We start from the raw sequence: 9,098 nt of genomic DNA on the forward strand, positions 1-9,098 counted from the left end.
GACCCATCTGGAAGAGGCGGTTGTGTTCGCCGCGATCGGTACCTCGGGGAATGTCTATCCGGCGGCGGCCTTTGCCCAGCATGCCGGGCGGGCCGGGGCGCATACGATCGAGCTTAACCTGGAAGCCTCGTATAACACCCGTGATTTCGCCGAGACGCGGTTGGGCCGCGCCTCGGTCATTGTGCCGGAGTGGGTTGACGCGGTGCTTGGCGGTTAGGCCCGCACCGCGCGCGGCCTAGTTGCCGGAGCCGTGCATTTTGCCGTGGCCCTCTTTGGGCTTGCGGGTCGGGTCGACGGGCACATCAAGGGTGATCTCGCCGGATTTCTCAAAGACCAGCGTCAGCGGCACGGTATCGCCCGCCTCAAAGCCTTTTTCGAGGCCCATGAACATCACGTGATTGCCGCCGCGTTGCAGGACAAGCGTCTCGCCCGCTGGCACGGCAAAGCCTTCTTCGACATGGGTCATTTTCATCACGCCCTCGCCGGTCTGGATATGGGTGTGAAGCTGAACCAGCTTGCCCAACGGCGAGCGTGCTTCGATCAGGCGATCATCGGTGTCGCCGTTGTTGTTGATCAGCATGAAGGCCGCGCCGGTCTTGGCGATGGGGCTTGCGCTGCGGGCATAGGGATCCATCACGTCGATGTCCTGGGCAAAGACCGGCAGGGCGAGGGTGGTAACGGCAAGCGCCGCGATCAGAGTGGATTTGAGCGACATTGCGTCTACTCCTTTTGAAGGTCGGAAATATGAAACGGGAAGGGATGCAGGTCAGGCGCGCAGTGGCGGTGCGCGGGCCCGGAAGGCGGCGCGGGCCACATGCCCGATTTCAGACGTTGTTTCAAAAGGTTCAAGGGCGCTGGCCTCTGTCAGATGCGGCACGCCAAGCGGGGCCGGGGCGAGGGCGTGAAACAGGCCAAGCGCGCAATCGGGACAAATATGTGCCGTGCCGGTCGGCTGCCCGTTGGCATCGACCATGACGGTCACCGGTCCGGTGCCGGTGCACAGCACCATGGTTCCCACCGGCGAGGCGGCGCCGCGCGCCACCGCCATGGTCTGGCTTGTGAGGGCCATCAACAGGCAAAGCCCGAGGGTCATTATGGGGCGCAGCGGTATCATCCTGGCCCGATATAGGCCCTGCGTCGGGCAAGACCAAGCGACAAAAGGAAACAGCCCCGCGGCAAATGCGCAGGGCTGTTTCAGAATTTCTCGGTCAGAGCGCGATGGCTCAGGCTGCGGTTGCGGCCTGTGCTTTGGCGATCTCTTTCTTGACCTTCAGCGCGGAGGCGGACAGTTCGTCGTCCTTGGCCTTGGCAAGAAAGGCATCAAGCCCACCACGGTGATCAACGCTGCGCAGGGCCGAGGCCGAGATCCGGAGCTTGATGCCACGGTTCAGGGTTTCGGACTGGAGCGTTACATCGTTGAGGTTCGGCAGATACCGACGACGTGTTTTGTTATTGGCGTGGCTGGAGTTATTGCCAACCATCGGGCCTTTTCCGGTCAGTTCGCAGCGGCGCGACATGGGGTCATCCTCGTCTTGGGTCCAGGGCGCGTCGTGGCCCTTCTTTAATACAAACGGGCACCGCCAACGGCAGCGCCCCGAATTCCGTCTTGGGTCATTAGGCCCAAAGCGCCGGGGCGTCAAGGGATTCGGGGCTTAAATCAGCAGGGATTTGTGAAGTTCCAAGCCGAACCCGCCGACAAAGCAGAGTTGCCGCGCCCTTATAAGAGGCTAACATGCCGGTGCAACAGCAGGGAGACCCGATCATGGATATTTTCAGCAGCACGAATCCAAGCCGTCTGGCCTCGTCGGACTGGTTCACCGGGCGGGTCTGGCAGGACCCTATCGTCGAAGCGCCCGCCCCCGCAAGGGTGCGCGCCCTGCGCGTCACCTTCGAGCCGGGCGCGCGCACTGCCTGGCATACCCACCCGCTTGGGCAGACGCTTCATGTGCTGTCGGGGGCTGGGCTGGTCGGGGTGCGCGGCGCGCCGCCAAGGGTGATCCGCGCCGGGGATACGGTCTGGATCCCGCCCGGCGAAGAGCATTGGCATGGCGCGACGGCCGACACGATGATGTGCCATCTGGCGATACAGGAATCGCTTGACGGGTCGGTGGCCGAGTGGCTGGAGCATGTGAGTGACGAGGATTACACACGCGCCCCGGCCTGAGCGGGCATCGCTAGCCGCGCTCGTGGGGCAGGTCAAAACCGGGCTGCGGATTGATCGGGATGATCCGGTTGGGGTTAATCGTGTCGTGGCTATAGTGATAGTGGCGCACGATATGGTCGAAATTAACTGTCTCTGACACGCCCGGCCATTGATACAATTCACGCAGGTATCCCCAGAGATTGGGGTAATCCACGATGCGCTTGCGGTTGCATTTGAAATGCATGTGATAGACCAGATCAAACCGGATCAGCGTGGTGAACAGCCGCCAGTCGGCCTCGGTCACCCGCTCCCCCATCAGGTAGCGGTGTGTGCCAAGGCGATCCTCAAGCCACTCCAGGCTGTCGAACAGCGGGTAAACGGCGGCATCATAGGCCTCTTGGCTGGTGGCGAACCCGGCCTTGTAGACGCCGTTGTTGACGGTGTCGTATATCCGCGCGTTGATCGGCTCGATCGCTTCGCGAAGGCCCTCGGGCCAGTAATCATCGTGGTTGCCGGTGATCCCGTCAAAGGCGCTGTTGAACATGCGGATGATTTCCGACGATTCGTTCGACACGATGGTTTCGCGCTCTTTGTCCCAAAGGATGGGCACGGTCACGCGGCCGGATATATCCGGGTCGGCCTTGAGATAGATATCGCGCGCAAACGCCAGGCCATAGAGCGTGTCGCCGGTCGCGCCGGTGAAATCGGTGCGAAATTCCCAGCCTTCGGACAGCATGTCGGGATGCACGACCGAGACGGTGATATGATCGCTCAACCCCTTGATGGCGCGAAAGATCAGGGTGCGATGCGCCCAGGGGCAGGCCAGCGACACATAAAGATGATAGCGCCCCGATTGCGCCCTGAAACCGCCGGACCCGGAGGCGCCGGGGCGGCCATCCGGTGTGATCCAGTTGCGAAATGCCGCCGTCGAGCGGACAAACTTGCCGCCGTGAGAGTCGGTGTCATACCATTCGTCCTTCCAGACGCCTTGTACCAGTTGGCCCATGTCAGTGCTCCTTTACCTGTCCGAAACCTAGGCCGCCCGGCCCCGCATGGTAAGCCGTGGCACCGCGCAGAGACCGTGCAGGGGCGCACATGTCGCAATCAAGTCCAAGCGCGGCGTTTCTTCGTTTGCACGCCCGGCCCTGCCCGCCTATAAGCGGGCCAGGACGAAGCCCGTTGATGGGCCGGAAAGGTGTGCGAACATTGGCTGACCCATATCGGGGGCTGTTGTCGCATCGTCTGGGGCAAAGGCCCCGCTCACCCCTTTTCGGCATCGCGTGCCTGACCAAAAAGGGGACCCTGCATGAGACTTGCCACCATTCTGACCACCCTGCTGACGGCGACGGCCGCGCAGGCTCATCCCGGCCACATGGCCGAGGTTGCGGGCCATGGCCACTGGCTTGGCGCGGCCGCCCTTGGCGCGGCAATCGCGATTGGCCTTTGGGCCGGGCTCAAGGCGCGCAAGGACGCGGCGTCTGCCCGCGACGAGGCCGAAGACGAGACCGCCGACGACGAATTGCAGGAGGCGTAACGCCCATGACGAAAACCGGTGTGATGATCTGCGGCCATGGCTCTCGCAGCCAGGCGGCGGTCGATGAATTCAGCGTTCTGGCGGAAAAGCTTCCGGCCTTCCTGCCCGATGACTGGATGACCGAATACGGCTATCTGGAATTCGCCAACCCGGTGATCCGCGACGGTCTTGACCGCCTGCGCGAGGCGGGCTGCGAGCGCATCCTGGCGGTGCCGGGCATGCTGTTTGCGGCCATGCATTCCAAGAATGACATCCCCACGGTTCTCAATACCTATGCCGCCAAACATGGCATCGAGGTGCATTATGGCCGCGAACTCGGGGTCGACCCCAAGATGATCGCCGCCGCAGGCGCGCGCATCCAGGAGGCGATTGACCGTGCCAACGCCGATTCGGGCGAGGTTTCGCTGCATGATACCTGCCTTGTGGTGATCGGGCGCGGCGCGTCCGATCCGGACGCCAACGGCAATGTCGCCAAGATCGCGCGGATGCTTCAGGAAGGACTCGGCTTTGGCTGGTGCGAGGTGGGTTACTCCGGGGTCACCTTCCCGCTGGTCGAGCCCTGCCTGCAACACGTGACACGGCTTGGCTACAAGCGGGTCGTCGTCTTTCCGTATTTCCTGTTCTCGGGCATCCTGATCGACCGCATCTACGGCTTTACCGATCAGGTCGCCGCCCAGCATCCGCAGATCGAATTCGTCAAGGCGGGCTATCTTGGGGATCACCCCAAGGTTCTTGAAACCTTTGCCGAGCGCATCACCGAACAGGTTGGCGCCGTGCCCCCGCCGAATTGCGGCACCTGCCAGTATCGCACCCAGATTCTGGCCGTTGAGGGGGAAGACGTGCGACAGGTAACTCCCGCCGAGCGGGCAGCGCTCGCCGCTGAAAATGGCGCCGGTCACCCGGCGTTCAGCGATGTGCCGCCGCCAACCTGCGTGATGTGCAAATACCGCACCCAGGTGCTGGGGTTTGAATCCGAAGTGGGCGCGGTGCAGGAAAGCCACCACCACCACGTCGAAGGCCAGGGCGCCTCGGCTCCGGGGTCGAATGTCGCCGATTGTGCGCTGTGTGATAGTTTCTGCACCGGTCTCTGCCGTCTCGAGGCCGCCCATGTGCACCATCACCATCACCATGATCACGATCATGATCACCACCACCATGGCCACGACCATCACCACCACCACGATCATGATCACCATCACCATCACGCGCCCTATCCCCATGCCAATCACCCGCATGGGCCTGAAAGCGCACGCAAGATGAAATCCTGATCACGGCTTTCATCTTTCCCGAAATACTCCCGCCGGAGGCGTCCGGCGCCACCGCGAAATGCAAGGTCTGACAGTGCGCCCTTACGAAAAAAGCCCTTCGGCGATCTATGAAATGAGCTTTGCCACCGTGCGGCGCGAGGCGCGCCTTGACCGGTTCGGGCCGGGAATGGAGGATTTGGCAATCCGTCTCATCCACGCCTGCGGCATGGTCGAAGTGGCCGACCGGCTCGATTTTTCCGCGAATGCTTTCGCGGTCGGGCACGCGGCACTGCGCGCCGGGGCTCCGGTGCTCTGTGATTGCGAGATGGTGGGGGCCGGGATCATCCGCCGCTATCTGCCCTGCAAGAACGAGGTCGTTGTTACGCTGAACGATCCGCGTGTTCCGGGTATTGCAGGCGGCATCGGCAACACGCGGTCGGCAGCGGCGGTCGAGTTGTGGGCCGAGCGGCTTGAAGGGGCGGTCGTCGCCATCGGTAACGCGCCGACGGCGCTGTTCCATCTGCTTGAACTTCTGGATCAGGGGGCGCCAAAGCCCGCGCTGATCCTTGGGTTTCCCGTGGGATTTGTCGGCGCGGCCGAAAGCAAGGCCGAACTGGCCGCCAATCCGCGCGGCTGTGATTTCGTGGCCCTGCGCGGGCGGCGTGGCGGTTCCGCGATGGCCTCGGCGGCGGTCAACGCCCTTGCGGCGGGATTGCCGGAGGTGCGGGCATGAGAGTTTTCGGCGAAAAATCCGGGTGGGGCGAGGTTCGCCATGTCTGATCCATGGCTGCATATTGTCGGGATCGGCGAAGACGGAATGGACGGGCTCTTGCCCGCCACCCGTGCCATCGTCGAGGCCGCCGAGGTGATCGTCGGCGGTGAACGCCATCACAAGCTTGCCGAGGGGATCAATGCCGAGAGGGTTGCCTGGCCCTCGCCCTTTGATGCGCTGATCGACCTGTTGGCTCTGCATCGGGGGCGCCGGGTGGTGGTCCTGGCCACCGGCGATCCCTTGTGGTTTTCGGTCGGCGCCCGGATCGGGCGGGCGATGGAGGCGAGCGAGATCGTCTATCATCCGCAGCTTTCGGCGTTTCAGCTTGCCGCCGCGCGCATGGGCTGGAGCCTGCCGGATGTCGAGACGCTGACCGTGCATGGCCGCCCTGTCGAGCAGATGATTGCCTTTATCCAGCCCGATGCGCGGCTCTTGATCCTGACCACCGGCGCCGAAACGCCCGCACAGATTGCGCGGTTCCTGGCTGAGCGCGGGTTCGGTCAGTCGCGGATGACGGTGCTGGCCAATATGGGCGGCCAGGACGAGGCGCGGTTTGACGGGCGTGCGGAAAGCTGGGATCACGTGGTGCCGCCGTTCAACACGCTGGCGGTCGAATGCCTGGCCGCGCCAGATGCAGCCCTTTTGCCGCGCGTGCCGGGCCTGGCGGATGATTTGTTTCAGCATGACGGCACGATGACCAAGCAAGAGGTTCGCGCCGCGACCCTGGCCAAGCTGATGCCGATGCGCGGCGCGCTTTTGTGGGATGTCGGAACCGGCTGTGGGTCTGTCGCCGTCGAGTGGATGCGCGGTGCGCGCTATGCGCGTGCCATCGGGATCGAACCGCGCGCGGATCGTCGCGCGCTGGCGGCGGCGAATGCGCTGGCGCTTGGCGTGCCGAAGCATGAACTGATCGAAGGCCGCGTGCCCGAGGCGCTTGAGGGGCTTGAGCCGCCTGATGCCGTGTTCATTGGCGGCGGGCTTTCCGAGGCGGTGTTTCGCACGGCCTGGGCGGCGCTGCGCCCTCTGGGGCGGCTGGTGTGCAATGCCGTGACGCTGGAAAGCGAGGCGCTGCTGCTGGAGTTGCACAAGCGCCATGGCGGGCAATTGGTCAAGCTTCAGGTGCACCGCGCCGAGCCGGTAGGCGGATTGACAGGCTGGCGGCCGCTGATGCCGGTCACGCAATGGAGCCTTATCAAGCGATGAATGAATGGTGCTTGTGGCAGGTGTCGGACGCCTCCGGCGGGAGTATTTCCGGAAAGATGAAAGACGGGTCTGAGCATGGTCGGTAAGCTATATGGCGTGGGCCTTGGGCCGGGGGATCCCGAGTTGATGACGCTTCGGGCGCATCGCCTGATTTCGCAGGCCAGGGTCGTCGCCTATCCGACACTTGCCGGCGGCGAGAGTTTCGCGCGGGCGATTGCGGCGGATGTAATCCCGACGGGCGCGCGCGAAATCGCGATGGATGTGCCGATGAGCACCGCGCGCGAGCCTGCACAGGCGGCCTATGATATTGGTGCCGCAGATATCGCAGCGGCACTTGAGGCGGGCGATGACGTGGTCTGCCTGTGCGAGGGCGATCCGTTTTTTTATGGCTCGTTCATGTATCTGTTTGCGCGCCTCAGCACACGGTTCGAGGTCGAGGTGGTGCCCGGAGTCACTTCGATCACCACCTGTGCGGCGCGCGCGGGCCTGCCGCTGGCGGCGCGCAATGAGCGGTTGACAGTCTTGCCCGGCCCCTTGCCGGAGGACGAATTGCGTGCCCGGATTGAGGGCGCCGAAAGTGTTGCCATCATGAAGGTCGGGCGTCACATGGCCAAGATCCGCGGTGTGATCGACGGCCTCGGTCTGACATCGCGGGCGGTTTACGTGGAACGTGCAAGCCTGCCGCAGGAAGTGGTTTGTCCGTTGGCGGAGGCGCCTGAGGCGGCCCCGTATTTTTCTATGATTTTGCTCACGAAAGGGGCCGATCCATGGCTGTGAAACCTGTTGTTCTGGCGCTGAGCCGGTCGGGTGAGGAGGTCGCGCATCGCGTGGCCGCATTGATCGGCGCTCAGGTGCACGGGCGCGACGGGCGCGTCGAGCGGGCCGATGCGTTCTTTGCCAACGCGCTTGACCATGCGCGCGATCTGTTTGCCGCCGGGGTGCCGGTTGTGGGGGTCTGCGCGAGTGGGATCCTCATTCGCGCCGTGGCGCCGATGTTGTCGGACAAGCGGGCCGAGCCGCCGGTGGTGTCGGTTTCGGATGACGGTGCGGTCGTGGTGCCGCTTTTGGGCGGGCATCGCGGGGCCAATCGCCTTGCGGCCGAGATCGCGACAGGTCTTGGTGCGGTGGCGGCCGTGACCACGGCGGGCGATGTGGCCATGGGGGTGGCGCTAGATGAGCCGCCCTTGGGATATCGTCTGGCCAATCCCGAGGATGCCAAGGCGGCGATGGCGCTAATGCTTGCTGGCAAGGGGCTTCGCCTGACGGGCGAGGCGATTTTTGACGTCGAGGATACCGGCGGCGCGGTCGAGTTGGTCGTAAGCGAGGCGCCCGTGAATGGTGGCGAAGAGCGGCTGGTTTATCATCCGCAGCGCTATGCGCTTGGGCTTGGCTGTGCGCGCGGCTGTGACGCCGAGGAAATGTGGGCGCTTGTCTGTGACACGCTTGCAGGTGCGGGGATCGCGCCGGGGGCCGTGGCCTGTGTCGCCTCGATCGACCTCAAGGCCGATGAGATTGCGATGAACGAAGTGGCACGCCGCCTTGGCGTGCCCTTCCGCCTGTTCACCGCCGCCGAGCTTGAAGATCAGGCCGCGGGGCTGGCCAACCCGTCCGATGTGGTGTTTGCCGAGGTCGGCTGTCATGGTGTCTGTGAGGGCGCGGCCCTGGCCGTAGGCGGTGACCTTGTGGTGGCGAAACGCAAGACCGCCAATGCCACCTGCGCGTTGACCCGAAGCGCCGAGCCGATCACCGAGATGCTCGGACGTGCACGCGGGCGGCTTTCGGTCGTGGGCATCGGCCCCGGCCAGGCGGCCTGGCGCACGCCCGAGGTCAGCCACCTGGTGGCCGAGGCCGAAGAGCTGGTCGGCTATGGGCTTTACATCGACCTGTTGGGTCCGCTCGCCGCAGGCAAGGCCCGCTCGGATTTTCCGCTTGGCGGGGAAGAGGCGCGGTGTCGTTATGCGCTTGAGCAGGCGGCGCTTGGCAAGAACGTGGCACTGGTCTGTTCCGGGGATGCGGGGATTTATGCCATGGGCGCGCTTGTGTTCGAACTTTTGGATCGTGGCCCCGACGAGCACGGCGTGAGCGATGCCGCGCGGCGTATCGAGGTGGTCTGTTCGCCGGGCGTTTCGGCCCTTCAGGGGGCGGCGGCACGGGCCGGGGCGCCCTTGGGGCATGTTTTCTGCACTATTAGCCTCAGTG

The 9,098-nt window shown here is 64.2% G+C and carries 11 protein-coding genes and 1 pseudogene; 8 read left to right on the forward strand and 4 right to left on the reverse strand.

Going from position 1 to position 9,098, the window contains the following annotated elements; translation table 11 throughout:
• Window positions 1-217 (forward strand): annotated as a pseudogene (locus tag QZ522_RS15170) (NAD-dependent protein deacylase); the annotation flags it as partial.
• Window positions 218-235: 18 nt separating this feature from the next.
• Here QZ522_RS15170 and QZ522_RS15175 read toward each other — a convergent pair.
• From QZ522_RS15175 to rpmB, 3 genes are all read right to left on the reverse strand, one after another.
• A complete protein-coding gene (locus tag QZ522_RS15175; protein ID WP_294613390.1) occupies window positions 236-715 on the reverse strand; it encodes a copper chaperone PCu(A)C in 480 nt (159 codons plus the stop codon).
• A gap of 51 nt (window positions 716-766) precedes the next feature.
• Window positions 767-1,093 (reverse strand): hypothetical protein, encoded by a 327-nt coding sequence (locus QZ522_RS15180; RefSeq protein WP_294613393.1) that lies wholly within the window; start codon window positions 1,091-1,093, stop codon window positions 767-769.
• 130 nt (window positions 1,094-1,223) lie between these two features.
• Window positions 1,224-1,517 carry a 50S ribosomal protein L28 gene (gene rpmB, locus QZ522_RS15185; RefSeq protein ID WP_294613396.1) on the reverse strand — a complete coding sequence of 98 codons (294 nt, stop codon included), beginning with the start codon at window positions 1,515-1,517 and terminating at the stop codon, window positions 1,224-1,226.
• Between the two features lie 245 nt (window positions 1,518-1,762).
• On the opposite strand from rpmB, the gene QZ522_RS15190 reads away from it, so the two are divergent.
• Window positions 1,763-2,164, forward strand: a complete 402-nt coding sequence (locus QZ522_RS15190) for a cupin domain-containing protein (RefSeq protein ID WP_294613400.1) — start codon at window positions 1,763-1,765, stop codon at window positions 2,162-2,164.
• Between the two features lie 10 nt (window positions 2,165-2,174).
• On the opposite strand, the gene QZ522_RS15195 is transcribed toward QZ522_RS15190, so the two are convergent.
• Window positions 2,175-3,149 (reverse strand): glutathione S-transferase family protein, encoded by a 975-nt coding sequence (locus QZ522_RS15195; protein WP_294613403.1) that lies wholly within the window; start codon window positions 3,147-3,149, stop codon window positions 2,175-2,177.
• Window positions 3,150-3,449: 300 nt separating this feature from the next.
• On the opposite strand from QZ522_RS15195, the gene QZ522_RS15200 reads away from it, so the two are divergent.
• The 6 genes from QZ522_RS15200 to QZ522_RS15225 form a co-directional block, all read left to right on the forward strand.
• Entirely contained in the window at window positions 3,450-3,677 is a 228-nt protein-coding gene (locus QZ522_RS15200) for a DUF6732 family protein (RefSeq protein ID WP_294613406.1), read from the forward strand.
• A 5-nt stretch (window positions 3,678-3,682) separates the two neighbouring features.
• Window positions 3,683-4,945: a sirohydrochlorin chelatase gene (locus tag QZ522_RS15205; RefSeq protein ID WP_294613408.1), complete on the forward strand. Its 1,263-nt coding sequence runs from the start codon at window positions 3,683-3,685 to the stop codon at window positions 4,943-4,945.
• Window positions 4,946-5,003: 58 nt separating this feature from the next.
• Entirely contained in the window at window positions 5,004-5,657 is a 654-nt protein-coding gene (locus tag QZ522_RS15210) for a precorrin-8X methylmutase (RefSeq protein WP_294613411.1), read from the forward strand.
• Between the two features lie 39 nt (window positions 5,658-5,696).
• Window positions 5,697-6,899, forward strand: coding sequence for a precorrin-6y C5,15-methyltransferase (decarboxylating) subunit CbiE (cbiE, locus tag QZ522_RS15215; RefSeq protein ID WP_294613414.1), 1,203 nt, complete (start codon window positions 5,697-5,699; stop codon window positions 6,897-6,899).
• 75 nt (window positions 6,900-6,974) lie between these two features.
• Window positions 6,975-7,676, forward strand: a complete 702-nt coding sequence (cobI, locus tag QZ522_RS15220; protein WP_294613417.1) for a precorrin-2 C(20)-methyltransferase — start codon at window positions 6,975-6,977, stop codon at window positions 7,674-7,676.
• On the forward strand, window positions 7,667-9,098 hold a 1,432-nt coding region (locus QZ522_RS15225; protein ID WP_294613420.1), incomplete at its 3' end, for a cobalamin biosynthesis protein. The genes cobI and QZ522_RS15225, both read left to right, overlap by 10 nt.

It is taken from the genome of uncultured Roseovarius sp. (assembly GCF_913054395.1).
Classification (GTDB): domain Bacteria; phylum Pseudomonadota; class Alphaproteobacteria; order Rhodobacterales; family Rhodobacteraceae; genus Roseovarius.

What these genes read in the sequence shown, in the direction of transcription:
- QZ522_RS15175 (WP_294613390.1), bottom strand. Translation starts at nt 715, where the DNA reads ATGTCGCTCAAATCCACTCTGATCGCGGCGCTTGCCGTTACCACCCTC.
- QZ522_RS15180 (WP_294613393.1), bottom strand. Translation starts at nt 1,093, where the DNA reads ATGACCCTCGGGCTTTGCCTGTTGATGGCCCTCACAAGCCAGACCATG.
- rpmB (WP_294613396.1), bottom strand. Translation starts at nt 1,517, where the DNA reads ATGTCGCGCCGCTGCGAACTGACCGGAAAAGGCCCGATGGTTGGCAAT.
- QZ522_RS15190 (WP_294613400.1), top strand. Translation starts at nt 1,763, where the DNA reads ATGGATATTTTCAGCAGCACGAATCCAAGCCGTCTGGCCTCGTCGGAC.
- QZ522_RS15195 (WP_294613403.1), bottom strand. Translation starts at nt 3,149, where the DNA reads ATGGGCCAACTGGTACAAGGCGTCTGGAAGGACGAATGGTATGACACC.
- QZ522_RS15200 (WP_294613406.1), top strand. Translation starts at nt 3,450, where the DNA reads ATGAGACTTGCCACCATTCTGACCACCCTGCTGACGGCGACGGCCGCG.
- QZ522_RS15205 (WP_294613408.1), top strand. Translation starts at nt 3,683, where the DNA reads ATGACGAAAACCGGTGTGATGATCTGCGGCCATGGCTCTCGCAGCCAG.
- QZ522_RS15210 (WP_294613411.1), top strand. Translation starts at nt 5,004, where the DNA reads ATGCAAGGTCTGACAGTGCGCCCTTACGAAAAAAGCCCTTCGGCGATC.
- cbiE (WP_294613414.1), top strand. Translation starts at nt 5,697, where the DNA reads ATGTCTGATCCATGGCTGCATATTGTCGGGATCGGCGAAGACGGAATG.
- cobI (WP_294613417.1), top strand. Translation starts at nt 6,975, where the DNA reads ATGGTCGGTAAGCTATATGGCGTGGGCCTTGGGCCGGGGGATCCCGAG.